At 70.8% G+C, this 25,703-nt stretch carries 25 protein-coding genes and 3 tRNA genes; 10 read left to right on the top strand and 18 right to left on the bottom strand.

Going from position 1 to position 25,703, the window contains the following annotated elements; all coding sequences use genetic code 11:
• Positions 1 to 176 precede the first annotated feature (176 nt).
• Both AC07AL_RS01350 and AC07AL_RS01355 read right to left on the bottom strand, forming a co-directional pair.
• Positions 177 to 1,589, bottom strand: coding sequence for a ParB N-terminal domain-containing protein (locus tag AC07AL_RS01350; protein WP_478316417.1), 1,413 nt, complete (start codon positions 1,587 to 1,589; stop codon positions 177 to 179).
• Positions 1,582 to 2,247, bottom strand: coding sequence for a ParB/RepB/Spo0J family partition protein (locus AC07AL_RS01355; RefSeq protein WP_478316419.1), 666 nt, complete (start codon positions 2,245 to 2,247; stop codon positions 1,582 to 1,584). Before AC07AL_RS01355 ends, AC07AL_RS01350 begins: the two co-directional genes overlap by 8 nt.
• A gap of 203 nt (positions 2,248 to 2,450) precedes the next feature.
• Between AC07AL_RS01355 and AC07AL_RS01360 the strand changes: the two genes are divergently transcribed.
• Positions 2,451 to 3,257 carry a hypothetical protein gene (locus tag AC07AL_RS01360; protein WP_478316421.1) on the top strand — a complete coding sequence of 269 codons (807 nt, stop codon included), beginning with the start codon at positions 2,451 to 2,453 and terminating at the stop codon, positions 3,255 to 3,257.
• 424 nt (positions 3,258 to 3,681) lie between these two features.
• On the opposite strand, the gene AC07AL_RS01365 is transcribed toward AC07AL_RS01360, so the two are convergent.
• The 8 genes from AC07AL_RS01365 to AC07AL_RS01400 form a co-directional block, all read right to left on the bottom strand.
• Positions 3,682 to 4,071, bottom strand: coding sequence for a hypothetical protein (locus AC07AL_RS01365; RefSeq protein ID WP_478316423.1), 390 nt, complete (start codon positions 4,069 to 4,071; stop codon positions 3,682 to 3,684).
• Between the two features lie 18 nt (positions 4,072 to 4,089).
• Positions 4,090 to 5,673 (bottom strand): restriction endonuclease fold toxin-2 domain-containing protein, encoded by a 1,584-nt coding sequence (locus AC07AL_RS01370; RefSeq protein ID WP_478316425.1) that lies wholly within the window; start codon positions 5,671 to 5,673, stop codon positions 4,090 to 4,092.
• A gap of 117 nt (positions 5,674 to 5,790) precedes the next feature.
• Positions 5,791 to 6,075: a hypothetical protein gene (locus tag AC07AL_RS01375; RefSeq protein WP_478316427.1), complete on the bottom strand. Its 285-nt coding sequence runs from the start codon at positions 6,073 to 6,075 to the stop codon at positions 5,791 to 5,793.
• Entirely contained in the window at positions 6,072 to 6,305 is a 234-nt protein-coding gene (locus AC07AL_RS01380) for a hypothetical protein (protein ID WP_478316429.1), read from the bottom strand. The genes AC07AL_RS01375 and AC07AL_RS01380 overlap by 4 nt, the downstream gene beginning before the upstream one ends.
• Complete coding sequence (locus AC07AL_RS01385; protein WP_478316430.1) at positions 6,302 to 6,547, bottom strand: hypothetical protein; 246 nt, start codon at positions 6,545 to 6,547, stop codon at positions 6,302 to 6,304. The genes AC07AL_RS01380 and AC07AL_RS01385 overlap by 4 nt, the downstream gene beginning before the upstream one ends.
• Positions 6,544 to 6,669, bottom strand: a complete 126-nt coding sequence (locus AC07AL_RS01390) for a hypothetical protein (protein WP_380479749.1) — start codon at positions 6,667 to 6,669, stop codon at positions 6,544 to 6,546. Before AC07AL_RS01390 ends, AC07AL_RS01385 begins: the two co-directional genes overlap by 4 nt.
• Complete coding sequence (locus AC07AL_RS01395; RefSeq protein WP_478316431.1) at positions 6,666 to 6,905, bottom strand: hypothetical protein; 240 nt, start codon at positions 6,903 to 6,905, stop codon at positions 6,666 to 6,668. The genes AC07AL_RS01390 and AC07AL_RS01395 overlap by 4 nt, the downstream gene beginning before the upstream one ends.
• A gap of 785 nt (positions 6,906 to 7,690) precedes the next feature.
• Entirely contained in the window at positions 7,691 to 8,800 is a 1,110-nt protein-coding gene (locus tag AC07AL_RS01400; RefSeq protein WP_478316433.1) for a ParB/RepB/Spo0J family partition protein, read from the bottom strand.
• An 806-nt stretch (positions 8,801 to 9,606) separates the two neighbouring features.
• Here AC07AL_RS01400 and AC07AL_RS01405 point away from each other — a divergent pair.
• Both AC07AL_RS01405 and AC07AL_RS01410 read left to right on the top strand, forming a co-directional pair.
• Positions 9,607 to 9,960 carry a hypothetical protein gene (locus tag AC07AL_RS01405; RefSeq protein ID WP_478316435.1) on the top strand — a complete coding sequence of 118 codons (354 nt, stop codon included), beginning with the start codon at positions 9,607 to 9,609 and terminating at the stop codon, positions 9,958 to 9,960.
• Positions 9,961 to 10,003: 43 nt separating this feature from the next.
• Positions 10,004 to 10,846 carry a hypothetical protein gene (locus AC07AL_RS01410; protein ID WP_478316437.1) on the top strand — a complete coding sequence of 281 codons (843 nt, stop codon included), beginning with the start codon at positions 10,004 to 10,006 and terminating at the stop codon, positions 10,844 to 10,846.
• Here AC07AL_RS01410 and AC07AL_RS01415 read toward each other — a convergent pair.
• The 3 genes from AC07AL_RS01415 to AC07AL_RS01425 form a co-directional block, all read right to left on the bottom strand.
• On the bottom strand, positions 10,776 to 11,777 hold the full coding sequence (locus AC07AL_RS01415; RefSeq protein ID WP_478316439.1) for a recombinase family protein: 1,002 nt from the start codon (positions 11,775 to 11,777) through the stop codon (positions 10,776 to 10,778). The genes AC07AL_RS01410 and AC07AL_RS01415 overlap by 71 nt on opposite strands.
• A 78-nt stretch (positions 11,778 to 11,855) precedes the next feature.
• A complete protein-coding gene (locus tag AC07AL_RS01420) occupies positions 11,856 to 12,113 on the bottom strand; it encodes a DNA-binding protein (protein ID WP_478316440.1) in 258 nt (85 codons plus the stop codon).
• A gap of 384 nt (positions 12,114 to 12,497) precedes the next feature.
• A complete protein-coding gene (locus AC07AL_RS01425; protein WP_478316441.1) occupies positions 12,498 to 12,707 on the bottom strand; it encodes a helix-turn-helix domain-containing protein in 210 nt (69 codons plus the stop codon).
• A gap of 167 nt (positions 12,708 to 12,874) precedes the next feature.
• On the opposite strand from AC07AL_RS01425, the gene AC07AL_RS01430 reads away from it, so the two are divergent.
• Positions 12,875 to 14,491: a tyrosine-type recombinase/integrase gene (locus AC07AL_RS01430; RefSeq protein WP_478316443.1), complete on the top strand. Its 1,617-nt coding sequence runs from the start codon at positions 12,875 to 12,877 to the stop codon at positions 14,489 to 14,491.
• Positions 14,492 to 14,738: 247 nt separating this feature from the next.
• Here AC07AL_RS01430 and AC07AL_RS01435 read toward each other — a convergent pair.
• A tRNA-Ile gene (locus AC07AL_RS01435) sits at positions 14,739 to 14,812 on the bottom strand.
• Between the two features lie 189 nt (positions 14,813 to 15,001).
• Between AC07AL_RS01435 and AC07AL_RS01440 the strand changes: the two genes are divergently transcribed.
• On the top strand, positions 15,002 to 15,880 hold the full coding sequence (locus AC07AL_RS01440; RefSeq protein WP_363586320.1) for a trypsin-like serine peptidase: 879 nt from the start codon (positions 15,002 to 15,004) through the stop codon (positions 15,878 to 15,880).
• Between the two features lie 107 nt (positions 15,881 to 15,987).
• A complete protein-coding gene (locus AC07AL_RS01445) occupies positions 15,988 to 16,740 on the top strand; it encodes a trypsin-like serine peptidase (protein WP_363586321.1) in 753 nt (250 codons plus the stop codon).
• 161 nt (positions 16,741 to 16,901) lie between these two features.
• Here AC07AL_RS01445 and AC07AL_RS01450 read toward each other — a convergent pair.
• Both AC07AL_RS01450 and AC07AL_RS01455 read right to left on the bottom strand, forming a co-directional pair.
• Positions 16,902 to 16,974, bottom strand: a tRNA-Asn gene (locus tag AC07AL_RS01450).
• Positions 16,975 to 17,035: 61 nt separating this feature from the next.
• Positions 17,036 to 17,108: transfer RNA gene (locus tag AC07AL_RS01455), tRNA-Asn, on the bottom strand.
• Between the two features lie 246 nt (positions 17,109 to 17,354).
• Here AC07AL_RS01455 and AC07AL_RS01460 point away from each other — a divergent pair.
• The 4 genes from AC07AL_RS01460 (at position 17,355) to AC07AL_RS01475 (ending at position 22,313) form a co-directional block, all read left to right on the top strand.
• On the top strand, positions 17,355 to 17,660 hold the full coding sequence (locus tag AC07AL_RS01460) for a hypothetical protein (protein ID WP_350878155.1): 306 nt from the start codon (positions 17,355 to 17,357) through the stop codon (positions 17,658 to 17,660).
• Between the two features lie 107 nt (positions 17,661 to 17,767).
• Complete coding sequence (locus AC07AL_RS01465) at positions 17,768 to 19,201, top strand: FGGY family carbohydrate kinase (RefSeq protein WP_363586322.1); 1,434 nt, start codon at positions 17,768 to 17,770, stop codon at positions 19,199 to 19,201.
• Between the two features lie 134 nt (positions 19,202 to 19,335).
• Positions 19,336 to 20,739 (top strand): glutamate decarboxylase, encoded by a 1,404-nt coding sequence (gad, locus tag AC07AL_RS01470; RefSeq protein ID WP_363586323.1) that lies wholly within the window; start codon positions 19,336 to 19,338, stop codon positions 20,737 to 20,739.
• 449 nt (positions 20,740 to 21,188) lie between these two features.
• A complete protein-coding gene (locus AC07AL_RS01475) occupies positions 21,189 to 22,313 on the top strand; it encodes a helix-turn-helix domain-containing protein (protein ID WP_400985170.1) in 1,125 nt (374 codons plus the stop codon).
• An 18-nt stretch (positions 22,314 to 22,331) separates the two neighbouring features.
• Here AC07AL_RS01475 and AC07AL_RS01480 read toward each other — a convergent pair whose 3' ends face one another.
• Together AC07AL_RS01480 and dnaG are read right to left on the bottom strand one after the other, a co-directional pair.
• Positions 22,332 to 23,534 carry a sigma-70 family RNA polymerase sigma factor gene (locus tag AC07AL_RS01480; protein WP_363629252.1) on the bottom strand — a complete coding sequence of 401 codons (1,203 nt, stop codon included), beginning with the start codon at positions 23,532 to 23,534 and terminating at the stop codon, positions 22,332 to 22,334.
• Between the two features lie 136 nt (positions 23,535 to 23,670).
• On the bottom strand, positions 23,671 to 25,575 hold the full coding sequence (dnaG, locus tag AC07AL_RS01485) for a DNA primase (RefSeq protein WP_478316446.1): 1,905 nt from the start codon (positions 25,573 to 25,575) through the stop codon (positions 23,671 to 23,673).
• Between the last annotated feature and the right edge of the window lie 128 nt (positions 25,576 to 25,703).

Below are 25,703 nucleotides of genomic sequence, written 5' to 3' on the forward strand. Positions count from 1 at the left end.
CCGGGCGACCAAGTCCAGGGGTGGTCTCGCTGATGTGGCGGCCATGGAGGGCGACAGCCACAGGTGCCGGTACCGGCGCCTTCCCGTCGCGATGGCGATGGTGGGAAACTCGGGCTTCCTGTCTACTAGTTGAACAATCCTTTCACTTGTATTTTATACTCTCGCCTGGTGGTGTCCTAACCGCCGTCCCGCTCCCGGCAGGCCCTCATCAGCGCCTCCACCAGCGGCCGGTGCCGGTTGTGCCGGTACTCCCCCGGGTACTCCATGTTGAACTCCAGCTCCAGCGCCGCCCGCCGCTCCTCCTCCGGCAGCGCCCTCGGCTTGCGGCACACCGCGTAGATGTTGCTCCCGTTCGGGTTGCCCTGCACCTCCACCTCGTCGAAGTACCGACCCATCAGCGACCGAAGCGACTCAGGGTCGTGGAACCTCTGCATCGTCCACACGCCAGCACGGAAGCTCGCGGTAAACCCGTTGTCGTCCAGGAACTCGACCGACCGCCGGTAGCGGCCGTTGTTACGGGCCTTCTTCCCGCCGACCCTACGCGCGACCGAGCCGAGCGACCTGGTCCCGGTGTAGAAGGTGCCGTTCTTGGCGAGCAGCGAACTGCACGTGGCGACCACGGCGTTCTCGAACTCCAGGGAGGTGACGGAGTTCAGCACCGAGTCCAGTACGACGACGTCGTAGAGGCCGTTCGCGGGGATGTCCCGCTGGAGGTCGCGGATGTGCGAGACCGTGGCCGCCACGTCGAGCGCGTTCTGCTTCCCGGCGGCCTTGACGTGCGGCTCGTACCAGTGCGCGTCCCAGCCCTGGGCCTTGATCCGCTGGATGTAGGCCAGCTCTCCGGCGCCGAAGTCCATGACCCGCTGGCCGGGGCGCAGCGCGGGCAGAACGTGCTGCTCGTAGGTGGTGGACTTGTTGGAGTCGCCTTCGTCTCCGCCGAGGCGGTGCATTTGGCACCAGTGCTGGTTGTAGGCGCGGATGCCGAGCTGGGTGTAGTCGTAGACGCCGTAGTCGCCGTCCAGCCACACGGCGAGTTCGTCGGCTTCCTGCACGGACATGCGGTAGCACAGCAGCGGCAACTTCAGGTCGGAGACGACGACCGCGTAGTCGTTGTTGAGGATGACCCTGCCGTCGCTGTCGGCGACGACGGAGCCCCACGTGCCGTAGCGGGTGACCAGGCGGCGGATCTCGGCCTGGATCGCCGGGTTGGAGCGGGACACGGCGGTGACGTCCTCGGGCTGGATCCACTCCCAGCCCTGCGCGTCCGGCCCGGATGCGGGCACTCGCACCTTCGAACCGTCGGTCTCGATCGAGTTGTGCAGCAGGTTGAACTGGACTTCGTCCTGGGTGGAGACGTGCCCGTCGAGGAGGATCGCCGGGGCGTGAGTCTGGCCGATCGCCTTCAACGACTTGGTCCGCTGGTGGCCGGCGACGAGGATGCCGTTGCCGTTGACGATCACCGGCTTGACGCACCCGAACAAGGCCAGGGACCGCTGAAGCCGGTCGAACGCCTCCTCCGACAGGCGGCGCGGGTTGTAGGGCGCGGGCTTGAGGCCAGCCAGGGCGTACGCCTCGACGAACTCAGGCATCGACGGCCTCCTGCTCCGCGTCGTGCTGGTCGAGGAGGTAGTGCGCGAAGCCAGTGTCGGTGCCGCGGGCCTCGTAGAACGCCTCGTGGATGTTGTTCAGCCGTTCGACCTCCTCCTTGGTGATCTGCACGCGGGTGGTGCCCCACTGCACGAAGCCCCACTGCAGGTGCTCGTCGGCGGTCTTGTCGCCTTCGCGGTCGCTGGTCTCGGCGGCGAGCTGGGACGGCAGCTCGATGCCGTCGAGGAGGTCGTCCACGGCGTCCTGGTCGTAACCGGTCCCGTCGAGGTCGGGCAGGGCACCCAGGATGTCGGCCAGCAGCTCTGTGTCGTACCCGGCCAAGTCGCTGGTGCGATTGTCGACGATCACAATCTTCGCGGCCGCATCGTCGTCGACGTCAACCCAGGAGACGGCGATCTGGTCCCAACCACGCTGAACGGCGGCATCCCAGGTGTGGTTGCCGGCGAGGATTTCGTTCAGGCGGCCCGTGAGGGTGCCGCGGTTGGCGACGATGGGCTTGAACTGGCCGTGCCACAGCAGGGAGTCGGCGACAGAGTTCACGTCGCCGCGCCTCGGGTTGCGGTGGTACCGGTTCAGGTCGCCGATCGGAACGGCGAGGGGCAGCAGGGAGTCAACGATCCGGTCGACGGGTTCACGCACGGAGCTGGTCCTTCGTAGGCCGATTCCCCGCGCCCTACGCGGCAACAGCCTACTAGTCCGTGCGCTGGTCAGATTCCGCGTAACTGTAAAGATGCTCAAGCGCCAGATGTTCGGCCGCGCAGGCTTCGAACTACTCCGTGCGTCCTGCTCTCCACGTGACACCCGGGCACAACTCTGGCTCGTCAACGCAATAGCCTCAGCCTGTGACCCGCAGCCGCAGACAGACCGAGCAGTCGTGCCCCGCCGAGCTCCTTCCTTTTCAGGCGCTGCTGGACAGCACAAACTGGGCGTCGCTCGCCACAGCCTGCGGCACGGGTGAATCCCTGCCGGCGGCGCTGACACTCCTGACCAGCTCGGACCCGGTCATCAGGGAGTCCGCTCTCCAGGATGCGCTGGGACCCGTAACTCACCAGAACAGCATCTACGAGGCCACCGTGCCCGTGGCACTCTTCGTCGCGGCGATCCTCAACCACCCGGCCATCACGGCAGGCGACCACAGTCACGACGCCACGACACCCCCGACCCGCCCGACCCTCGTGCAGCTCCTCGACTGGCTCGGCGACAGCGCCTACGACGCCGACGACGAGTGCGTTGCCATTGACGAACGTCTCTACGGGGAGGGATGTCTCGATGAGTACGCGGAGATGCGTGCGTTTAGGAACGCACGGCCGGCGATCTTCTCCGCTGTTCAAGCCCTCCTCGGCCATGACAACGCCGAAGTGCGCCACGCCGCTCTGATCGCTGCCATTCCCCTCATAGAGCACCCCCTCCTCACTCAGCACCAGGCCGATCTGGCCGGCCACGCACGACGTCTGCTGGCCACCAGCACTGACCGGTACCATCGCAACCGCGTCCTGGACGCGCTGAAGGCATGGGGTCACGACACCAGCGGGTTGGAGAACGCGTCCGACATCGCTGCCCGCGAGCACTATGCCCGTCTCAGGGCTGCACGCGGTTCTTGGGACGGCAACTGGGTAGGCGGCGGCTACAGCGAAGACCCGCCGTTCTGACTCAAGGCCCAAAACGCTCCGAATCATCCACTGCTCACCCCGCGTGGCCGCACCACAAGAGGTGAACCAGAGCCTACTTCACCCCACTAGAAACGCTGGTGGTGTGCGGGACGTGGCGTCGGCTGCGCAGCCCAGGGGCGCGCAAGGCGACACGGCGAGCCTGTCCTCGCGCGCCAAGCGCCTCTGGACGGCAGGAGCGGGCGGTGCCAGGCTTGTTGATCGCCGGAGGGGTGAGCGGCTTCCGGCGGATCCGCTACTCGACGGGGAGAGGCCTCCCCCGTCGGACCCTACGCCGACGCCACCGGCTACCGCTTGCCGTCCGTCTTGCCCAGCGGTCGAAGAAGGGGGCGGGGAAGTCGACTTCCCCGCCCCCTTGCCCTGCCCGGTGCGGGCTCATGCGGCGCGTCGTCCGCTCGACGGGCTGTTACTCGATGTCGAACAGTGACTGGAGCAGTTCCTCGACGTCCTGAACGCTGGAGTCCGGCGGGATCACCCGGACGTTGTCGGGGTTGGACGCGACCATGGCCACGGCCCGGGCGTCGGCGGGGAGGAGGCTGAGGAACCAGGCGATGGTGTCGGCCCACAGGACTGCGTCTCCGTCGCGCAGGATGAGCTGGCCGTGCTCGAAGTAGCTGCACTGCCGGGTCGTCCCGTCCAGCTCGACGTCGAAGTCGATGTAGTCCTTCTCGCTCACGGGGGCGTGCTTGTGCCAGGACTCCATGTCGGGGAAGCGGCCGAGGAGGTGGTCCTCTGCTTCTTCCGGGGTGATCGGCCAGGTGGTGCCGGGCGCTGCGCCGATGTAGATGGTGTCCACCAGGGGTTCCTTGCCGGGTTAGGGGACGACGCGGACGTTGCTCTTCACGTGGTGCTTGGCGAGCAGGTACTGCCAGTACCCGACGGTTGCGCTGTCGGGGGTGTCGACTTCAAGGTACTGGGCGTGGTTGGCGGGGTTGTCGATCGCCGCCTGGTAGCGGGTGAGTTCGGATTCGTCGTCGGCCAGGACGAACTGGGTGTTGAACCGGTCTTCCTGCAGTCCTTCCAGTGAGCGGGGGCTGCATCCCTTCTTGCGGACGTTCTTCGCGTCGATGAGCGCGCCGTCGGCTGGCCGGTAGCCGTCCGCCCACACCTTCTCGCCGTCGGCTCCGAGGACCCGGCGTTCCGGCCTGCCTGCGACCTGCACCTGGTAGGCGCGGTCGGCGGGGGTGCCGTAGTTCGGGTCGCGTTGGTCCATCCCGGCGATCCACGTCCTGGCGACCATCTGCTGTGCCGGGGTGTAGAGGGGGTAGGGCGGCGGGTTCGGCGGGGCGATGGGCCCTACGGCGGGGTTGGCGAGCGGGCTTTGGCCGGGGACGGCGGGCTGTCCTGCCGGGTTCTGCGGGCCAGTGGGGGTGGTGGCGCTGGCGGAGTCGACGCCGGCGACCGTGGTTGCGGCAACGGCGGTGCCAGCGAGAACGACCAGGCGTGCGGCGAGCGAGGAGACGATGGCCTCGGCCTCCGCGACCGCGGCTGCGGCCGCCATCTGGGCCTCGGCGGCGGCAAGAGCCTCGGCGGCCACCGCTGCGTCGGCCGCCAGGGCCGCGTCCGCGGCGGCCGCGGCGGCATCTGAGCCGCCGAACGTGAAGACGGTCAGGAGGACGCCTGCCGTGGTGACGACTCCGGCGGTGATCCCCAGTCCGATCAGCGTGTTCTGGCAGTCGTCGATCGCCTTCGCGTACTCGTTGCAGATGGCTTGGAGCTCCCGACACGCCGCTGAGATGTTCTCCATCAATGACAGCTTCGACGACACCGTGGTGCCGCCAGCAGGGCAGGCGTTGAACACGGTCGCGGCATACGCCTTGAAGCCTTCGAACGCATCGCCCGAGCACTTCGCGATCACCTCCGCCGAGTGGAGCCCGGCGTTTCGCTGCGCCTGGTCGATCAACGTGGCGCACTGTTCCCAGACGTGGGCGGCGCTGCGCAGGCGTTTCGGGTCTCCCTGGGGCCAGAACTTCCCGATGATCGGGATCTCGTGGACTTCCTTGGAGCCGGTGACCATCGGGAGGCTGGCGTGGGCCTCGTTGGGGTCGCACTGCTGGGCGCCCTTGGCGAGACCCGAGGAGGTGTTGATCTTTCCGGTGAACGAGGCGGCGACGGAGTCCTGGACGGCGAGGTAGTTGGAGGCCATGGTCAGCAGGCGGCTGGAGATGGTGGCCATGCCCTGCCCGGCTTTCCCGATGGCCTGGACGATGCTCTTCGCGGCCGGTTCGTACTTGCTGGCGAAGGAGTGGGCGATCGAGTCGTCGCCCGCCATCCCCCCTGTGGACGCAAGGTCACCTGCTATGCCGTCGGCGATGCTGTAGACGAAGTCCTTGGTGTCGAGGAACTGCACAGACGCCCGGAACGCGATGTCCGGGTTGACCTCGAATCCCAATGCCACGGTTCGTCCTCCCCGGGTACGGCTGCCAGTTTATCGGGGCTACGCGCTGGCAGTCAGGCAGTCGTGGGTACAGCTGTGCCCGACCGGGTGGGGGCCTGGCCGGGCACGGTCGGGGCGCTACTCGCCCCGATCTGCGTTCTGGCCCTCCGTCCACAGGAGCCGTCGAGCAGCGGCGAGGTGGCCAACTGTGGGTGTGCTGCCGGCGGCCTCGCCTTGGGCTTCGGCGAGGAGCGTGTCGGCTCGGTCGGCGAGCCCGAGGGACGCGGCGTCGACGCGGTACCGCTCCAGTGCGACAGCGGCCTGGATGGCCGTCGTCGAGGTGGTGGCCCACCCGAGGGTGGCGTGTCCGCCCCGGCTCCCCGGCCGGGTGGTGCGCGGCCGGGAAGTCGGGGAGGAGTTCATTGGTCGCCCCGGTCGATGGCCAGGGCCTGCTGCGAGGTGATCTCGCCCTCGCAGAGGCGGCGGACGATGTCGATCCGGTCCGTGGCGTCGCTGTAGCCGGAGTTCAGGAGGTCGGCGGCGGTCTTGAGGCGGGCCTCGGCGGCTTCGGCTCGTTCCCACAGCTGGTCGAGTTCCGGGTCGGTGATGGTGCTGGCGGTGGGCCGCTGGGGGGTGTTGGTGTTGTCGGTCATTTTGGGCTCCGTTCCGCTGGTCCGAGTAGACGGTAGCCGGTGCGGCGTGGCTGGCCGTTGGCGGTGGTGGCGGTCGGGTGGAGTGCGTTCAGGAGGATGTCGCGGCGGCGGGCCGGGCCCGGGCCGAGGGTTTCGACCTCGGCCCGGTTGCCGGTGACGGCCAGGACGCGGATGCGTCGCTGTTCGTCGAGGGGGTGGCATGCCTCGTACTCCTGGCCGCCGGCTACCTGGTGGGTGGTCATCGGTTGTTGCAGCGGCAGAGGCTGGAGATGGGGTCGCACCAGGAGTCGCAGGCCTTGCACCAGATGGCCCCGGGGCGGGGCGGGGTGCGCTCGGGTTCGGTGGTCGTCGGGCTGGTGGTCACTGCTTCGTCCCCTGCTGGTGGAAGTGGAGGGCTTGGAGGAGCTGTTCGCGGTGCCGGGCGGCGTCCGGGTCGGGCCAGCGGTTGCTGTACCTGCGGACCCGAGGGCGGGGTGGTGGTGCCGGGGCGGGCCGGTTCTGTTCGGCGCAGAGCGCCGGCAGGGGTCCGTACCGTTCCTGCATCAGCCGGGCGTATGCCTCGGGGTCGGCCGCGCCGTCGGCGGCGTACGTGTGGTGCACGGTGTGCCTCTTTGGGTATGCGCAGGCCCGCCCGACTCGGAGAGGAGATCGGGCGGGCCTTGGTCGTGACGTGCTTGCTGGCGGGTCCTCTCGTGGCGTGCTCATGGGAGCTGCCCGGTTCTGGCGGGTGGGGCGCGGGGGGAGTGCCGCCTGCCAGGTCCGTGAGAGGGGTGTCACGGCGCATGTCGCCGGGGGTGGGCCCAGGGGGGCGAGCCCACTTCCCGGCGACATGCCGACAGTATCATCAAGAGTCCCCATACAAGTCAGGGGTGAGGGAAGGTTCGCCGGCAGGCCTCAGCTCTCCCACGGTGCAGCCGTCGAAAGGCGTCGTCCCGAAGTCGTCGCTGTCCGGGTCATGGCCGGGCGGATCGAACAACGCACCCTGCTTGCCGGTGTCGTACCAGGCAGCGGGTGGCATCTGGAGCCAGTCAGGCCGGGGCATGTACATACCTTTCGTACGCGGGCCAGCGCGTGTCACTTGTGGCGGGCATGACCCACTCGAACTGCACGGGCCGCGAGTTCCGGGGCGGGCATCGGGAGCACGCTACCCAATCGCGGGGCGGCTGTTCCCAGCGTCGCGAGCACCCGGTGAAGGAGGTCGGCTCCGTCGGCGATCTGCTCCAGTGCGACCCGCACGTGCTGGTCGACGATGACGGCGGCCGCAACCGGGCCATCGCGGCCGGGACGAGTCACCGGGCTTCCTTGGCATCGGGTGAGGGGGTTCTCGTCCGTAACCGGCAGCCCTGTGACCGGCGGCCCCCGGGGGGCCGCCCTGGTCGGCAGGATCAGGCCGCGACGGGCACCGGGGCCTCGGCGGCGTCGGCCCGCTCGGCCTCGCCGCTGGTGCGATCGGCGGTCTCGGTGACGACCTCCGCGAGCATGGTGGCGAACTCGGCGTCAAGGTCGGCGCCGACATCCTGCGCCGCCTCCTGCCCACTGTTCTGCTCGGGTGCGGTGAGAATGGGGGCCTTGGCCGCGTTGGAGGCGACGATCTCACGGGCGTCAGCGAACGCCTTGGCCTGCCGGACCTGGAACTTGGCATCCTGGAGGCTCTTGGCGGTGCGCTCCAGCTGGTCCAGGCGGGCCCCGATCTGCCCTTCGAGTGCGGCGGCCAGCTCCTCGATGGGGGTCTTGGCCAGCTCCTCCAGCAGGGCACGGGTTCGCTCGATCTGGTCGAGCTTGTTGCGGGTGCCCTTCTGGACGGCGATCCGCTCGGCCTTCTGCTCCTCGGTCAGCTCCTCGATGGTGAACATGCCGGGCTGGCGCTCCTGCTCGCGGACCTGGTGGGCGAAGTGCAGCAGCTCGTTCTCGTCCATCGCCTTGCCGCTGTCGCCACCCTGGGCCCACTTGGTGATGACGGCGTCCTGGTTCTCCGGCGTCAACTCGGAGATGCGGTGTGCGGCGGCGAGGCCGATGTGACCGTGGGTCAGGTGGTGCTGCACCTTGGGGACCAGGTCGAGCAGCTGGAGACGGATCTTGACGTAGCGGGTGGACTTGCCGAAGGCCTTGGCGACGTCCTCCTCGGTGAGCTGACCACCGTCGTCGCTGGTGTCCTCGTCGAGGATGCGCCGGTAGCCGCGCCCCTCCTCCAGGGGGGTCATGTCGGCGCGGTTGACGTTCTCGGCCATCGAGCGGCGGAACGCCTTGATGTCGGACGCGACTTCGACGATCTCGGCCTTGATGGTGGGGTTGCCGACCTCCCGGTTGGCGCGGTAGCGGCGCTCACCCATGACGATCTGGTAGCCGCCTTCGGGGCGCCGGCGGACCTCGATCGGGGTCATGACGCCGAACTCCCGGACGGAGGCGACGATTTCGGCCATCTTCTCAGTGTCGAAGTACTCGCGGGGCTGACGCGGGTTCGGGTGGATCTGGCTCATCTTGAGCTTCTTCGCCATGGTGTAACTCCCATCAGGTTTTGGGGGTGTGACCCCCTCTCGTATGGTTAGATTCTATACTCACTCGGGGTGGGGTGCAACACCGGCAGAAGATTGATCAAGAAATTCCCTGGCCAGGCCTCAGATTTAACGACCCCAGATAAGAGGGGTTCACCCCGTCAGGGTCGGGAATCGCCGCCGGCATCGCCCGGGGGACCCTGCCCCAAAGGGCGGGAATCCGGGAGGGGCGATCGCCCGCCCCCTGCGAAGAGAATGAGGGCGTCGACGGCCCCCTGACCGGAGAGGGGGCTTTCGCTTTCAGACTCGGCCACGAGTCCGGCCCGGCGCCGTTCTGCGAGCACGCGCAACACGCCTGCACTGCCGATCGCCACCAGAAAGACCCCTCATGCCAGCGCGCAGGCCCGGCGTCGAGCCCGCGCGATCCAGCCCACGGCACCGTTCGCCGCGGACCCAAGACCGCTGACCTGGTCGAACTCGCGACCGGCGGCCACAGCTTGCACCCGAGATCAAGAAACTGTCAAAGAATGATCGTTTGGATTCCGGGCACCGACGGCCTGTACTGTGCCTGTTGCCGATCGACAACAAGAATTCTCATGGCACAAAACCACAGGGGGCCTCCAATGACCACGCCAGCCGATACGGCCGACGGGCTATGGAGTCTCGCCGAGAAGCTCAAGTTCCTACGCGGGCGACTCACGCGGGAAGGCGAGAAGCCTCCCACTACGCGTGATCTTGCAGCCCGCACGTCCGACGAGAGTGGAAAGCCGACGCTGGATCACACGGTGATTCACGCCACGCTGTCCGGAGTGAAAGCCAACCCCCCCTCGCGGACGCTTCTCGGACTGGCCGAGGCATTCGACTGCCCTGCTCCGTACCTGCTGCCCGGGGATCACGACCTGGCCTCGCTGGAGGTCTACTACGAGTATCCGGCGGTCCGTGAGGCGCTGCGCCTGGTCGCCGATCTCGGAGAGAACGGCGCCGCCGGCCTCCTCCAAGCCGCCCTCGCCCTGCGCGAGGCCAGAGGCCTGGCGATCCCCGCCCCGGCCCAACCCGACTCCGACTCGGCGGCCTCGAAGACCCGACGCCGGCGGCGTCTGTCGCGCGCCGAGGCCGCCGAGGCGAGCCGCCAGGAAACCGAGCTGTTCCTCTTCTGCTCCTAGGACCCGCCGCAGGCTGCGGCAGCAACACCGAAACGAGAACCCCGTGCACATCGCACCACTGCTGCTGGGCGCCGCCCTGGTCGCGCTATGCGTCACCGCCGTCGTCGTGACCTGGATGACGCTGCGCCGCGGCGGCCATTCCGACGGCAACACCCGGGCCCTGGCCCGATGGAGCCGCACCACGGCCGCCACCGCAGGCCTGGTCGCTATCGTCCTCACCCAGCCGGGTGTGGCCAGCCGCATCGAGTCAGCCTCCGGAGTCGACAACCTGGCCATGCTCCTGTCCCACCTGTTCGGGATCGTGTCCCTTCTCGCGATCCGCGTCCTGCTGGTGCCATGGACGTACCCCCCGCAGGACTGGACGTCTGCGCTGAGGATCCGCTTCACGGTGGCCGGAGCGGTCGCCACAGCAGCCACCATCGTCTTCACGGTGGCCAACAGCACCGACATTGCGTTCACCAACACCTACGCCACCGACGGCGGTGTGGCCACCTATCTGCTGATCACAGACATCTACTGGGCGCTGGCCGGGGCCTTCATCGCCTGGGACTGTCCGGCCATCGGCAACATCCGGGCGGGCCGCCACGTGCTCGGTGTCAGCCAGGCCCTGATCGCCGTGGGCGGCGCGGCCTGCGCGGTGTGGGGCACGACGGAAGGGCTCTTCGTCGCCATCACACAGGCGGCTGGCGGGGCCTGGAGCGTCGACTTGCAGGACGCGATCAGCGCGACCAGCGCAGGCCTGTTCGCCCTGAGTCTGTTCTCCGGGATCGCGGTCGGCTCTCTGCCCGGCGCCGTCGCCCGGCGGGGGGCGGCGGCTATGCGGCGCGGCGGATCGGCGGCGGTGCGGGCTGGTCGCGCCACCACAGCACCACGCGGCCGGGCTTGAGCCTGCGGGCGCCCCGGCCGCCGGGGTGCACGTCGACGCGGTGGAACATCAGCATCGCCAGACCGGCCCGCGCCTCGGCGGGTGCCGAGTTCCACCACTTGACCAGCTCATCGATGTCCCCGCTGACCGGGGTGGCCGCCGCTCGTCCCAGGATGCGGATCCTGCGGCGCAGGACCTTCTGCTGCTGGGAGCCCTCCGCCTGCGCCTTGGCTGCGCTCGCGGCCGTGATCTCGTGGCGCAGCACCATCCCGCCGAGATTGCCGAGGCCTTCGGTGATCGCCGCGAGCTGCGTCTTGGCGTCGGCCAGTTGGTCTTCCAGTTCGGTGCGCGCCTTCTCCAGGGCCTTCTGCGTGCCGGGTTCGAGCAGCCGGGCGACGATCTGCTCCCCGAGGTGGTCCTCAAGGATCTCGGCAGAGATCCGGACCTTGCCGCAGTCCCCGGGCCGGTCGGCGCGGGGCCCGGCCGAGCAGCAGTAGCCGGGGTAGCCCGCGCTCGTGCGCAGGCCCTGCTGGCTCGCCCCGCACAGGCCGCACACGACAAGATCGTTCTGGGCGAAGGCGTACTCGTAGTCGGGCTGCGGGGCGGCCTTCCGGGCGTCCTCACGCTTCTTCGTCTCGGCGTCGTCGAGGGCCTGGAGTTGTGCGAACTGGTGCGGGGTGATGATGCCGGGGTGGCCCGCGTCGACCAGTTGCCCGTCCCGGCCGGGTTCGAGTCCGGCGATGGCCGGGTTGCGGAACAGCTTGCCCACGGTCCGGCCGGTGAACGCGGAGCCGAGCGTGCCGACGAAGCCCCGAGAGTTGAGGTGCGCGGCGGCGCCGGCGCGGGTGGCGCCGCCGATACGCCGCTCCACGGCCTCCCTCAGGGCCTGCGCCTCGTCGTCCAGCAAGGCGCTCTTGGCCACGTCCGCGAACCCGAAGACCCTCACTGCCACCGCGCGTGTCCCTTCCCGTCACGAGACACCCGTCACGTGATGGAGACCCATGGAAGAGTCTCCATCACGTTGCGTGTATCACGCTTCCACGACAAGGCCGTCAACCTGGAGGAGCCTCCACAGCGACGCAGTAACGACCCGCTTCGTCTTTCCCGCGCTGATCATGTCCAGCGGGAAGGTTCCGGCCCGGATCGCCTCGTACGCCGCATTGGGGCCCAGCCCCAACGCCCGCGCCGCCGTCACCACGCTGATGGTGACCGGCAGGCTCCGCACTTCCCACAGCGTCATGCCACGCTCGGGCTTCGCCTGGACCTCGTCGGTCTTGTCGATCTTCATTTTGAGTCGTCGCGTTTCTCCCCCGCGCCAACTCGGATCAGCGTACCCCGTTCCCCAACACGAGTGAAAGGCGACGACAGCCAGTGAAGGATGGCGACATTTCGTGGACGTTCAACAGGTTTCGCCCGAAGATCCCTCCACGCCCGCCGACACCAACCCCCTTACTCAACAGGCACGTTGCGTGTAGAAATGATGCAGAATCGAACATGCATTCGAGTATGATGAGCGGCAGTTGAAGATGAGCGAAGACAGCGAGTGAAAAGGGGAGGCAGCGATGTGCGCGAGAAGGAGGACACGCTCCGCCCCGCCGTGCAGGCCGCGAAAAGGGCCACGGGCGGCAACTCCAGCCGGAGCTGCCGCCCGTGGCCCTCACCTCACGGCCGCCTACTCCTCGACTCGCGGTACGGGGACGCCGAGGACCTCATGAAGGGCGAGGGTGGGCACCCGCGTTGCCGAACCGAGCCTGAGCGTCTTCACGGGAAAGGAGTCCTCGCGGATCAAGTCGTGAGCGGTGTTCCGGCTGATCCCCAGGGCTCGGGCGGCCGTCTCCACATTGACGGTCACCGGCAGGGCCAGCAGCTCACTCAGGGCCATCCCGCGACCCCGGACATGGCCTTCGCTCTTTGTCGTATTCGTCATAGTCGCCCGCGTTCTCCCCCGCGCACAACGGTAGGGAGCATACCAACGCACCGGTGCGGGCGAAGCACTGCCGGTGCCACACGGTGCGCATCAGTGCACTGCAACCACCCTTAGGAGGGCGAGTGTTCGAGGACAAGACCTACAAGCGGTGCGGCTGCAAGGGCCCGCTCGTACACAAGCGGGGGGCCCTCAAGGGGCAGCCGAAGCTGGACGCCGACGGCGTCCAGCTCATCGGCCCGCTCGACAAGTCCTGCCCGCAGCTCAGCAAGAGGGACCACGGCTCCTGGTACTACAGCATCGAGCTGGACACCAAGGTCGAGGGCAAGCGGCAGACCGCCGTCAAGGGAGGTTTCAAGACCCAGAAGGCCGCCGCCAAGGAAGCCCGGCAGAAGTACGAACTGTCCCGCGCCGGCATCAAGGTCCTCTCCAAGGAAACCCTCGGGCGCTACATAACCGAGTGGCTGGAGACGAAGAAGGAACTCGCCACCACCACCATCCCCGGCTACGAGCGGCACATCCGCCTCTACATCGGCCGGTACATCGGGCACGTCCCACTGGTCGAACTGGACGCCGACCACATCCGGGCGATGTTCGCCGCCATCCACGCCGAGAACGAGGCCCGCGACGCCCACCGGGCCCAGGTCGAAGCCCTGGAAGAGCAGGCCACGTTCTGGGGCCAGATCTGGAAGGAGGAGAAGCCCGGCCCCGACCGGGCCAAGGCCCGCGCGGCATGGACCGAGGCCCGGGCTGCACACAAGGCGGCCCGCAAGGAGCTCAAGCGACTCACCGACACGCCGACACAGCACCGCATCAAGGCCACGCTGTCCTCCGCCCTGGCGGACGCCGTCATAGCCCAGAAGATCGTCCGCAACTGGACCGAGCTGGTCAAACTCACCCCGTACAAGCGGCCCAAGGCCCTGGTGTGGACTGCGGTCCGAATCGCCGAGTACCGGCGTACCGGGAAGAAGCCGTCCCCCGTCATGGTGTGGACCCCACGCCAGACCGGGGAGTTCCTGGACGCGGTGGTCGAGGACCGGCTCTACGCCCTGTGGCACCTGCTCGCCCTACGCGGCCTTCGCCGCGGTGAGGCGTGCGCCCTGCGGTGGTCGGACATCGACTTCGAGGCCCGGACGATCGAGATCAGCAAGCAGCTCGTCGCCATCGCGAGCCAGACCTTCGAGGAACCCCCGAAGGCCGACAGCGAGCGGACGATCACCATCGACCGCGAGACGATCGCCCTGCTGCTGGCCCTGAAAGACCGCCAGGATACGGAGAGGGAGGCGTGGAACAGCGCCCACAAGGAGAAGGTCTGGAAGGACACCAACGCGGTCTTCACACAGGAGAACGGGGAGCACTACCACCCCGACCACTTCACCTACCGCTTCGAGAAACTGATCGAGAAGAACAACCTGCTGCCGATCCGTCTGCACGACTTGCGGCACGGAACGGCGGGCCTGGCCAACGCCGCAGGCCTGTCAATGAAGGACATCTCCGCGCTGCTGGGTCACTCCGGCATCCAGATCACGGCCGACACGTACACGAGCACGTTCGAGGAATTCCAGCACGTCCACGCCGAGGCGACTCTCGCCGTGGTGCCCCGGGCCACCCGGATCACCGAGCCTGCGCCGGCGCCGGCGCCTGCTCCCATCTCTGAACCCGTCAAGGTGGCAGCGCCGGATACGACGCGCCGGGAGCGGGCCGCGAAGCGGAAGCGGGTTCGAGTCCTCGTGCCCGCTTAGGACCCGGTCGACGATGTGCGGGGCCACGGCTCGCACGTCACGGCCCGAAGGCGGGCTGATCGGCCCTCAAGTGGTTCCCATGGGAGGTTCAATCCCCGCGCCGTTCCCATGGCGTTCCCATCTGGGTGAACTTCGGCGTGGCAGCCAGGTTCGGGCACACCCGGTGCCCTAGAGTTCCGATCGGAACATGAGGACGTTTTCGCAGGTCACAGGCACCTGCGCGAAGAACAGCCACGCTGGCCGAGTGTGGGGCGGGTGGGACTCGAACCCACGACCAAGGGATTATGAGTCCCCTGCTCTAACCGGCTGAGCTACCGCCCCGGTTCGCCGCGTGCGCCGGTCGTCGACCACGGCAGCAGCAGACGGCCCCGAAAGGACGTCCCGCGCAGCATAGCCGGTCGATCACCCGTGGTGCGCGCCGGGGGCGCGCACGGGTGCGCACAGGCGTGCGCCTGTCCTGATTGCGCAGTTCGGGTGGCGCCCGGACGGCCGCACGGGCAGCCTGGACGGATGACGACACGTGGGACGGGAGCCGCGGCCGGGGCGCTCGCGGTGCTGCTGGCCGCGGCGGGCTGCACCACCTCGGCCGGGCCCGGCGGGGGCGCGCCGACGGTCAGCTCGGCTCCGGCCACCCGCTCCGCCCGTCCCTCCGGATCCGCCTCGGCCTCCGGCGGCGGCCACGGCTGGAGCCGACAACGGCTCAGGGGCGCCGTCTCCAGGCACACCGGAGTCACCCGCACCGCCAGGCCCACCGTGCTCAACGGCCTGGTCGGCGCCGTCTTCACCCGCAACGCGGACGGCGACCACTTCTGCACCGCCAGCGTCGTCGACAGCGCCGGGCTCAACCTCATCGTCACCGCCGCGCACTGCGTCTGGGACCCCCAACTCGGCCAGCGCAGCGACCTCGTCTTCGTCCCCGGCTACCGTAACGGCGACACCCCCAGCGGCGTCTGGCCGCTGATCGCCGTCACCGTCGACGACGACTGGAAGGACCACGCCGACCCGGACGTGGACGTCGCCTTCGCCGTCGTCCAGGCCCAGAACGGGCAGCAGGTGCAGCAGGTGCTCGGCGCCAACAAGCTGGGCGTCGGCCTCGGCTACCAGCTGCCCGTGCGGATCACCGGCTACCCCGGCACCAGCGACGTCCCGATCACCTGCGCCAACAACACCACCGAGCAGAGCTCCACCCAGCTGCGGATCGACTGCCCCGACTACACCGGCGGCACCAGCGGCAGCCCCTGGGTGACCGACTTCGACCCGAGCACCAGGACCGGCACCGTGGTCGGCGTGATCGGCGGCTACCAGCAGGGCGGCGACAGCCCGGACACCTCGTACAGCAGCTACTTCGGCGACCGCGTCCAGGCGCTCTACGACCGGGCCACCGGCTGACCGGAGGGGCGGCGGTGGCGCCGCCGGGCACGGCCTGATAGATCTTCCTCTCGAACGGCGGAACGCACGGACCCGGTGCCCGCCCCGAGGAACGAGACGGAGCCCCGATGGCCCCCCGCCCGGCACGGCCCCCGCGCGCCGCACGGACGGTCGCGCTGGCGGCCCTGCTGCTCGCCGCCGGAACCGCGTGCGACGGGGGCGAGCAGGACCAGGCGCCCGCCGCCGAGGTCGCGCAGCAGAGCAGCACCCGCGACCGGATCGGCACCCTCTCGGTCCGCACCGCGCAGGGCCCCCGGGCCTGCACGGCGAGCGTCGTCCGCAGCCCCAGGCACAACCTGCTGGTCACCGCCGCGCACTGCGTGCAGAACCGCCGGATCGGCCTGCTGGACGGCCTGGTGTTCACCCCCGGCTACCGCAACGGCTTCATCCCGTACGGCAGTTGGCCGGTGAAGTCGATCACCGTCGACCCGCGCTGGGCGGACGACGACGACCCCGAGTACGACGTGGCCTTCGTCACCGTGGGCACGGTCGGCGGCAAGCAGGTCGAGGACGCCGTCGGCGGCAACCCGATCGCCACCGGCCAGGGCTTCGGGCTCGCCGTCTCGGTGACCGGCTACCCGAACGAGCGCGACGAGCCGATCACCTGCGCGGCCAGGACCCGCTCGCAGAGCCCGACCCAGGAGCGCTTCGACTGCGACGGCTACACCGACGGCACCAGCGGCAGCCCGTGGGTGACGGACAGCGGCGCGGTCGTGGGCGTGATCGGTGGCTACCAGGAGGGCGGCGAGACGGCCGGCACCTCCTACAGCGTCACCTTCGACCGGCGGGTCTCCGCGCTCTACCGGGAGGCGACCGCCTGAACCCGGGCGGCGGCCACCCGGACCCGGGAGGCGGCCGTCCGGGCTCCGGAGGCGGCCGCCCGAGCCGCCCGGCCGTCGCGAGGTGACGAAGGCAACACGAAGGCCCCCCGGTCATCCGAGGGGCCTTCGCTCTGAGCAGTCACCGGGCGGACCCGATGAAGCTCCCGCATTTGGACTCGAACCAAAAACCTGCCGGTTAACAGCCGGCTGCTCTGCCAATTGAGCTATGCGGGATCGCGGTACCGAACTGCCGTACCACGGACGGGAGGAGGGCTCTTGCAAGACCTCTCCCGAGCTCCCCCAATTGGACTCGAACCAATAACCTGCCGATTAACAGTCGGCTGCTCTGCCAATTGAGCTATGGGGGATCGGCTTCCGCCTCGGCCCCCGGTTCCCCGGGCTCCTCGGCGCTCGCTGCGGGACATACATTAGCGCACTCGGGGGGGTGGTCCGCCAATCGCTTTCGCCGGACCGCTCCCGGGGCTCCCGCGCGGCCTCCCACCCGGCGTGCCCGGCGCGCGCCCGGCACGGCCCCCGGGGATGCTGGGGGGCACGGACGGTTCGCCGTCCCGACGGACGGGTAGGGCAATGCGGCAGAAGGCCGCCAGGAGAGGGTGGATCCGATCATGTGGAAGCTGTCGTTGGCCGCGGGGTTCGCGGCCGGCTACGTCCTGGGCTCCCGGGCCGGGCGCCGGCGCTACGACCAGATCACGAAGGTCACCCGGCAGATCGCCCAGAACCCCACGGTGCAGGGCGCCGCCGACCGAGCCAGGCAGCAGGCCGGCGCGGTCGCCGGGAAGGCCGCCGGCGCCGTCGCGGACAAGGTCGGCGACCGGCTGCCGAACGCCGTCACCGACCGGGTGCCGTACTTCAACCGCTCCCGGGCCGAGGACGACGGCTGGGGTACCTTCCGCCCGTGACGGGACGGTGACGCCAGGGTGTACCAGGGCCCTGCGTCGAGTCCCGAACGGGCAACACCTCGCCCGGCCCGGACGCGTCCAGGGCCGGGCTGAGGCATGATCTCGGCATGGCCATCGTCGCGGGGATAGACAGCTCGACCAACCGCACCCGGATCGTCGCGTGCGACGCCGACACCGGCGCCGTCCTGCGCTCCGGCAAGGCGCCGCACCCCGTCCCCGAGGACCCGGACACCCGCCCCGGCGAGGCCGACCCACAGCTGTGGCTGCACTCGCTCGGCGACGCCGCCGCCGGCGGCCTGCTGGAGGGCGTCCGGGCCATCGGCGTCAGCGCGCAGCAGCACGGCATGATCGGCCTGGACGCGGGCGGCGTGCTGGTCCGGCCGGCGATCCTCTGGAACGACCCGCGCTCCGGCGGCGCCGCCGCCAAGCTGCTGGACGCGCTCGGCGGCCCGGCCGCCTGGACCGCCGCGATCGGCGCCGTCCCCAGCCCGACCTACACCATCGCCAAGCTGCGCTGGCTGGCCGAGTTCGAGCCGGCCAACGCCCGCCGGGTGGCCGAGGTGCTGCTCCCGCACGACTGGCTGGTCTGGCAGCTCCTCGGCCACCCCAGGCGCCGCACCACCGACCGGGGCGACGCCTCCGGCACCGGCTACTGGTCCCCGATCACCGGCGAGTACCGGCAGGACCTGGTCGAGCTGGCGCTCGGCCACGAGCTGCGGCTGCCCGAGGTGCTCGACCCCGCCGAACCCGCCGGGCACACCCCCGAGGGCCTGCTGATCTCGGCCGGCACCGGCGACAACATGGCCGCCGCGCTCGGCCTCGGGCTGCGCCCCGGCGACGCGGTGGTCTCGCTCGGCAGCGCCGGAACGATCTTCGCCGTGCACGACCAGGCCGTGGTGGACGCCACCGGGCTGATCTCCTCCTTCGCCGACGCCGCCGGCCGCCACCTCCCGATGGTCGCCACCCTCAACGCCGCCCAGGTGCTCCGCGCCACCGCCGCCATGCTCGGCCGGGACCTGGACGGCCTGAGCGACCTCGCCCTGCACTCCTCCCCCGGCGCGTACGGGCTGGTGCTCCTCCCCTACCTGGACGGCGAGCGGACGCCTGCCCTCCCGCACGCGGCCGGCACCCTGACCGGCCTGCGGGCCGAGTCGATGACACCGCAGCACCTGGCCCGGGCCGCCGTCGAGGGCATGCTGTGCAACATCGCGGACGCCCTCGACGTGCTGCGCGCCCAGGGTGTCGCGGTGCGGCGGGTGTTTCTGCTCGGCGCGGCCGGGCGGCTGCCCGCCGTCCGGCACATCGCCCCGCCGCTGTTCGGCGTCCCGGTCGTGGTGCCGCCGCCGGGCGCCCACGCCGCCCGCGGGGCCGCCCGGCAGGCCGCCTGGGCACTGGCCGGCACCCCGGAGCCGCCGGAGTGGGAGCTGCCGGACGCCGAGACCGTCGAGCCGGACGGGGAGCAGGACCTGGCGATCGGGTCGGCGGTGCGCCAGCAGTACCGCGCCGCCCGCGAACAGATCCACCCGGAGACGGCGGCCTGACCCCGGCTGCGGCGGCCTCGCCGGCCGGGGACGGCGGCGCCCCCCCGGCCCCGGCCGGTGAAGATGCGTCACCCGGCGGCCGGTGGCAGCGTGGGACGGGACACGGCCACCGGCTCGAAGGGCGGCAGGACTCCATGGCGCTGCACAAGGGGGCCGGCAACGACCGCCGGCTGAGCATCGGTCCGCTCGTGGGCGCCGCCGACCCGCTGGGCTCGATGAAGCTGGCACCGCCGCTGCACCGGCTCGGCGAGGGGCCCATCGCAGCCGACACCGCGTACCAGCTGATCCACGACGAGCTGATGCTGGACGGCAACGCCCGGCTCAACCTGGCGACCTTCGTCACCACCTCGATGGAGACGCAGGCCACCCGGCTGATGACCGAGTGCCTGGACAAGAACATGATCGACAAGGACGAGTACCCGCAGACCGCCGAACTGGAGCGGCGCTGCGTGGCGATCCTCGCCGACCTCTGGCACGCCCCCGACCCGGACGCCGCGGTCGGCTGCTCCACCACCGGCTCCAGCGAGGCCTGCATGCTGGCCGGCATGGCGCTCAAGCGCCGCTGGATGCGCCGCAACGCCGAGCGCTACGCGGCCGGGGCCCGACCCAACCTGGTGATGGGCGTCAACGTGCAGGTGTGCTGGGAGAAGTTCTGCACCTTCTGGGAGGTCGAGGCCCGCACCGCGCCCATGGAGGGCGAGCGCTTCCACCTCGACGCCGAGCACGCGGTCGCGCTGTGCGACGAGGACACCATCGGCGTGGTCGGCATCCTCGGTTCCACCTTCGACGGCTCCTACGAGCCGATCGCGGAGATCTGCGCGGCCCTGGACGACCTCCAGCAACGCACCGGCCTCGACGTCCCGGTGCACGTGGACGGCGCCTCCGGCGGCATGGTGGCGCCCTTCCTCGACCCCCAGGTGGTCTGGGACTTCCGGCTCCCCCGGGTCGCCTCGATCAACAGCTCCGGGCACAAGTACGGCCTGGTCTACCCCGGCGTCGGCTGGGCCCTGTGGCGCGACCAGGAGGCGCTGCCGGAGGAACTGGTCTTCCGGGTCAACTACCTCGGCGGCGAGATGCCGACCTTCGCGCTCAACTTCTCCCGCCCCGGCGCCGAGGTCGTCGCGCAGTACTACGTCTTCCTGCGGCTCGGCCGGGACGGCTTCCGGGCCGTCCAGGGCGCCTGCCGCGAGGTCGCCATCCACCTGTCCGAAGCGATCGGGCAGTTGGGCGGCTTCCGGCTGCTGACCCGCGGCGACCAGTTGCCGGTCTTCGCCCTCACCACCGCCGACGACGAGCCGTTCGACGTGTTCGACGTCTCGCGGCGGCTGCGCGAGCGCGGCTGGCAGGTGCCCGCGTACACCTTCCCCGCGAACCGGACGGACCTGTCGGTGCTCCGGGTGGTCTGCCGCAACGGCTTCTCGCTGGACCTCGCCGACCTGCTGCTGGCCGACCTCTCCCGGCTGCTGCCGGAGCTGCGGCGCCAGCCCGGCCCGCTCAAGGAGCTCGGGGTGCCGGCCCGGTCTGGCTTCCACCACTAGGCGTGTGTCCGCCGGGGCGTGAACGCGGTGGGGCGTGATCACGGTGGGAAGGGCGCGGTGGGGCGTGATCACGGTGGGAAGGGCGCGGCGAAGCGCCCTCCCCACCGTGCGTCCCGGACGAACCGGGGCAGCCTCCCCCCGCGAGGCTGCCCCGGCCGGTGGGGGAATCGGGACGTGCTGCCGGAGCGGGGACCGGTGACCGGTCCGCGTCCGAACGACGCCGTCGGGCGACGAACCGCGCCGACCAGAGAACTGTGCACGACGGACACGTGCACATGCGAGCGTTCCCGGGGGTTGTGAGACACTTCCGTCCGTCTCAGCGCCATGACCTGGGGTTTGGGACGCCGGACCGATGGGTTTGGAGAAGCGGAGACACCCGGACGGCCCCGGCCGGAGCCCGTTCCGCTCTCCCCGTCCCCCGTTCCCGTCTCGCACCGTTGGAAGGCCCCATGGGTTCCGCCTGGAAGAACCTGCCCGAAGAGCTGTCCGGACCCGCCCGGCTCCTGGCCGAGGAGCTCCGGGCCATCAAGGACGCCGCCGGACTCTCGCTGTCCGAGCTGGCCGCCCGGACGCACTACAGCCGGGCCTCCTGGGAGCGCTGGCTGAACGGCAAGCGGGTCATCACCGGGCAGGCGCTGGAGGCGCTGACCGGGGCGGTGGACTGCGACGGGCCGGCCCTGCGGGCGCTGTGGGAGCGGGCCGTGGCGGGGCCCGAGGAGGACGGCGAGCCCGCCGCCCCGGAGGAACCCGCCGCGCAGGCGGCCCCCGAGCAGGCCCCGGCGGCACAGCCCCCGACGGACCGGACCGGCGTGCCCGCCACCTCCGACGCACCTGCCGCCTCCGACGTGACCGACGTGCTCGACCTGACCGCCGCACCCGGCGAACCCGGCGGCACCGTGCCGGCACCCGTGGCGTGGTGGCGGCGCCCGGCGACGCTGCTGACCGGCGCCGCCCTGCTGGTGGCCCTGCTGGTGCTGGTCGGCCTGCGGGCCACCCGGCACCAGGAGCAGCCGCAGACCGTCGCTGAGCCCGTCCCGACCGCCACCGCGGCCAAGCCCGTCCCGGGCGCTCCCGTCTGCCAGGCCGTCGGCTGCGCGCACAAGGACCCCAAGGCCACCGGCTGCGGCAAGGACGCCCGGACCCTGCAGACCGACGTCATCGGCAAGGTCGTCGTCTACCTCCGGTACAGCCAGACCTGCCAGGCGGCCTGGGCGGCGATCACCGAGGGTGAGCCGAACGACTACGCGACCATCACCGACGGCTCCGGCCAGAGCGAGACGGCGCTCATCCACTGGGGCTACGACAACTACTCGTCGATGCTGGACGCGGCCGACCCGGCCGTCACCTTCCAGGTCTGCGGGTACCAGCCGGCCGGGCACGTCTGCACCTCGCCCGTCTCCGGCCTGGCCGCCGTGGTGGCCTCCACCCCGATCCCGATCGGCCCCGCCTCGCCGCCCCCGGGCACCGGCCCGGACGCGGCGGCCACCGACCCGCCGTCCCCGGCACAGCCGACCGCCGCAGAGCCGACCGCCGCGCAGCCCGCCGGCGCACAGCCCTCCCCGGGCCGGTCCTAGCCGATCCCGGTGGGCCGCTCAGTCGAGATACCCGCGCAGCTGCGCCGCGAAGGCGTGGTCGCGGAGCTTGATCAGCGTCTTCGACTCGATCTGGCGGATCCGCTCCCGGGTCACGCCGAACACCGCGCCGATCTCCTCCAGCGTGCGCGGGCGGCCGTCGTCCAGCCCGTAGCGGAGCTGGACGACCTGGCGCTCCCGCTCGCCCAGGGTGGCCAGGACCGCGTCCAGGTGCTGGCGCAGCAGCAGGAAGGTGGCGGACTCCGCGGGTGAGGCGGCGTCGGCGTCCTCGATCAGGTCGCCGAGCGCGACGTCGTCCTCCTCGCCGACCGGGGTGTGCAGCGAGATCGGCTCCTGGGCCAGCCGGAGCAGTTCGCGCACCCGTTCCTCGGTCAGCTCCAGGGCGGCGGCGATCCCGGCCGGAGTCGGTTCCAGCCCGCGCTCCTGCAGCAGGGCGCGCTGCACCCGGATCACCCGGTTGATCAGCTCGACCACGTGCACCGGCACCCGGATCGTCCGGGCCTGATCGGCCAGCGCCCGGCTCATCGCCTGCCGGATCCACCAGGTCGCGTACGTGGAGAACTTGTAGCCGCGGGCGTAGTCGAACTTCTCCACCGCCCGGATCAGGCCCAGGTTGCCCTCCTGGATCAGGTCCAGCAGGGTCAGTCCGCGGCCGACGTAGCGTTTGGCGACGGACACCACCAGCCGCAGGTTCGCCTCGATCAGCCGGCGTTTGGCGATCCGGCCGCGCACCACCAGGGTGTCCAGTTCGCGGGCCAGCGGGTCGGGCGGCGGGGGGTCACCGTTCAGCCGCTCCTCGGCGAACAGGCCGACCTCGACCCGGCGGGCCAGCTCCACCTCCTCGGCGGCGGTGAGCAGGCGGACCCGGCCGATCTCGCGCAGGTACTGGCGGAGCAGGTCCGGCGCCGGGCCGGCGTCGCCCTCGGCCGGCGGGCGGGGCTCCTCCTCGTCCCCGTCGTCGGGCTCCGGACCCTCTGCGTCGGGCTCCGGACCCTCTACGCCGGGGTCCGTCTCCGGGGCCTCGGGGTGGCCCTCCGGCACGCCTCGGGCGCCGTCCGGGGGCGCGGCCCCGGCCCGGCCGTGGTCCGTCTCCCGTTCCCCGGGCGGTGCGGCACTCAGCGCGCCGGGCGGTGCGGCGGTCGGACTGGCGGTCGGTGCGGCGGTCGGGCTGGAGGTCGCGGCGAAGCCTCGGTCCACGGGCATCCCTCGGGGCGGGCGCGACTCTGGCGGACCCGCGCTGAACGGAGGTGGGACGCCCTCCAGTGTGCGGTACGCCACACTCCGTGGCCGAGACTCGTGCGCCGACTTTCTGGGCCGCTCCCACGGCCCCGCCGCACTCCTACAGCCCCGCCGCGCCCTGGCTGCGGAGCTGCTGACCGTACTGCTGGAGCTGCCACAGCTCGGTCTGCACCGCGTGCTGCTGCTCGGCGTCGGCCCGGTGGCCGAGCCGCTGGAGGTAGCCGCGGACCTCGGCGATCCGCCGGTCCACCGCCAGCAGGCGCAGCTTGACCAGGAACTCCCCGGCGTAGACCGCGTCCACCTTCCGGCGGGAGCGCACCGGCTCGACGGTCAGCTCGGTGACCAGCGAGCGCACCTGGTCGTCCGGGGCCGCCTCGCGCACCGCGCTGGTGAAGTCGGGCAGCGTCGCCCCGTACGCGGCGCCGCCGGCCTTGGCGATGGCCTGCCGGACGGCGGTGTACGGCAGGGTGGGGAACTCGTCCTCGCCGTAGTGGTCGAAGGCCGGGCTGACCAGGTCCGGGTGCTGGAGCGCCAGCTTGAGCAGCTCCCGCTCGACGAACTGGGCCGGGTCGCGCGGGTTGAGCCGGAAGGCGGGCTGCGCCGGGCGCACCGGCGCGGGCTCGACGCGGCGGCCGCGGTCGGCGCCCCGGGGGTTCTGCTGGCGCTCGCGGTCCCAGCGGGCCAGCTGGGAGACCCGGCGGACGACGAAGGGCTCGTCCAGGATGCCGAGCATGCCGGCCAGGCGGACGGCGTACTCGTGCTGGATCGAGCGGTCCTTGATCTTGGCGACGATCGGGGCCGCCTCCTCCAGGGCCGCCGACCGCCCCTCCGGCGTCTCCACCCGGTGCTTGGACACCGCCGAGACCAGCGCGAACTCGAACAGCGGGACGGGGTTGTCGATCAGCTGCTTGACCGCCTCGTCGCCCTGGGCCAGGCGCAGCTCGCACGGGTCCATGCCGCCCGGGCTGACCGCGATGGAGGTCTTGGCGGCGAACTTCTGGTCGTCCTCGAAGGCCCGCAGGGCGGCCTTCTGACCGGCCGCGTCGCCGTCGAAGGTGAAGACCGTCTCGCCGCGGTACTGCGAGGTGTCCATCAGCAGCCGACGGATGATCTTGATGTGGTCCTCGGCGAAGGCCGTACCGCAGGTGGCCACCGCCGAGGTGACCCCCGCCAGGTGGCAGGCCATCACGTCGGTGTAGCCCTCGACCACGACCGCGCGGCCCGACTTGGCGATCTCCTTCTTCGCCAGGTCGATGCCGTACAGCACGTGCGACTTCTTGTAGATCGGCGTCTCGGGGGTGTTCAGGTACTTCGGGCCGTTGTCGTCCTCGCGCAGGCGGCGGGCGCCGAAGCCGACCACCTCGCCCGCGATGTCCCGGATCGGCCAGACCAGCCGGCCCCGGAAGCGGTCGATCAGGCCGCCGCGCTGGCCCTGCGAGGCCAGGCCGCCGAGCAGGATCTCCTTGTCGGTGAAGCCCTTGCCGCGCAGGTAGCGGACCAGGTGCTCCCAGCCCACCGGGGCGTAGCCGACGCCGAAGGTCTTCGCGGCCTCCTCGTCGAAGCCGCGCTCGCCCAGGAAGCGGCGGCCGATCTCCGCCTCCGCCGAGGCCAGCTGCTCCCGGTAGTAGGCGGCGGCCACCTTGTGCGCCTCGACCAGGCGGGTCCGCTCGCCCTGCTGGTGGCGGGGGCTGTAGCCGCCCTCCTCGTAGCGCAGGGTGATGCCGGCCTGGGCGGCCATCCGCTCGACGGCCTCGGCGAAGGTGAAGTGCTCGATCTTCATCAGGAAGGCGATGGTGTCGCCGTTCTCCTGGCAGCCGAAGCAGTGGAAGACGCCCTTGGCGGGGTTCACGTAGAACGAGGCGGACTTCTCGTCGTGGAAGGGGCAGACGCCCTTGTACTCGCCGCCGCCACCGTTGGTGAGCTGAACGTAGTCGCCGACCACGGCGTCGATCGGCAGTGCGCTGCGCACCGCTTGTACGTCTTCGTCCCTGATCCGCCCGGCCACCCCGGAAGTCTACTGGGGTGGCCGGGGTTTCCCGGCGGGCCGGTCGCGCCCGGACCGGTCGCACCGCACGCGGTCGGGCGCCGGGCGGTTGCGCCTGGGCGGTCGGACGCCGGGCGCCGGGGCCGCGG

Source organism: Kitasatospora sp. NPDC043949 (assembly GCF_056435365.1).